Source organism: Bacillus sp. 103mf, from assembly GCF_900116295.1.
Taxonomy (GTDB): Bacteria; Bacillota; Bacilli; order Bacillales; family Bacillaceae_G; genus Bacillus_A; species Bacillus_A bruguierae.
The window spans coordinates 1-1,426 of the sequence record NZ_FPAF01000044.1; the positions used below are offsets into that span (position 1 = coordinate 1).

Below are 1,426 nucleotides of genomic sequence, written 5' to 3' on the forward strand. Positions count from 1 at the left end.
CTTAAATAAATTTTGCTCTTTCATACTGATCACGTCCTTTTGTAGATTGATAATATCAGTATGTCCAAGTTTTATAGATTTTTTGCACCAGAACCAGATTTATTTAGGATATATAGGTTCAAATGATTGATAAACCATCTAATAACCTTACAGAACTGTCATCTTTATGTAAGGTTATTAGATAGTTCATATAGTATTTCAATGTAATAATAAAGGTATAAGAAGTCATAATAAATTTTTTAGAGGTGAACATCATGAAAGGGAATCATATCTTATCTTCTTTGAGTTATTTTAGTTACTTTTTTGCACCAGTCATATTACCGCTTATTATTTACCTTATAGCAGAAGAAAAAGTGAAATATCATGCGAAAAAAGCAGTATGGATACAGCTAATTCCTTGTGTAATAATTCTCATTGCTATTGCTATAATTAGTAGCATAACTAGACTTAGTTCATTAAGTGAAAATACAATTGCAATTGTAACAATCGGAACTTTTGCTATTGCTTTTATCATAACTAGCTACTATTTAATTTTGACTATAGTAAAAGGTATTAAGGTGTTAAAAGAGGTTTAACATATAATAATTCATTATATTTAATAAAAAATATTTTTAGTATTCTAAAAAAGGTGTTTTTGGCGTACCACCAACATTGGTTAATTATCTTAACCAAGAAAATTAAAATATGAATTTAAAAGGGCTCTTACGTTGAATACATATAGGGTAGCGCCACATCGCTATCAAGCTAATAAAATAAAATTCCCCCTAAAATGAAAAAATACGCTATTCTTTCTGTAGAACCATAGGAAAGGATGGCGTTTTTTATGTCTGGGGTACCGCCCCATCTCCATCAAGTTAAGAAATTCATTTTTTTTCGTTTTGGGGCGTTTATTTTTCTTAAGTTGATGGGCATGGGGTAGTACCCCACATCCATCAACTTAAGAGATTTTATAATACCCTCAAGTATAAAAAAACGTTATTCTTTCTAAACAAACTAGATTAGAAAGGATGACGTTTTTTTCGCTTTATAGGTAGTGCAAAATATTAGCTTGATGGCAATGTGGCGGTATCCCTGGTTCAACAAATAGAACTAGAGCATGGCGATTTTTCGCATTACTTCTAGCAAACTCTAAAAACTCACAAAGTACCCCTTTGTTGAAGATCAATGCCTAAAATCCCATAAGATCCTTTACATGTTTAGCATTTTTTTTAGATGTTAGTTTTTCAAGTAATAAAAATGCAACATCAAAAGCTGTACCTGGATTTGAAGATGTAATAATATTTCCATCTTGAACAATTAAATCATTTTGTACTATTGCACCGAAATTCTTTAACTGCTCTTTTCGTTTACTCGTTGGATGACTGTATGTGGTGGCTTTTTTATCTGTAAGAATTCCGCTTTTACCAAGCGCTAATGATGCAACACA

2 protein-coding genes are annotated in these 1,426 nt (G+C 30.8%); one reads left to right on the forward strand and one right to left on the reverse strand.

The annotated features are described in order from the left end of the window. The first annotated feature begins 254 nt into the window (after positions 1 to 254). On the forward strand, positions 255 to 575 hold the full coding sequence (locus BM350_RS25910; protein WP_090920749.1) for a magnetosome magnetite crystal formation protein family: 321 nt from the start codon (positions 255 to 257) through the stop codon (positions 573 to 575). 593 nt (positions 576 to 1,168) lie between these two features. On the opposite strand, the gene BM350_RS25915 is transcribed toward BM350_RS25910, so the two are convergent. Continuing rightward, positions 1,169 to 1,426, reverse strand: a 258-nt coding sequence (locus tag BM350_RS25915; protein WP_170857786.1) for a DJ-1/PfpI family protein, incomplete at its 5' end; no start/stop codon positions are given.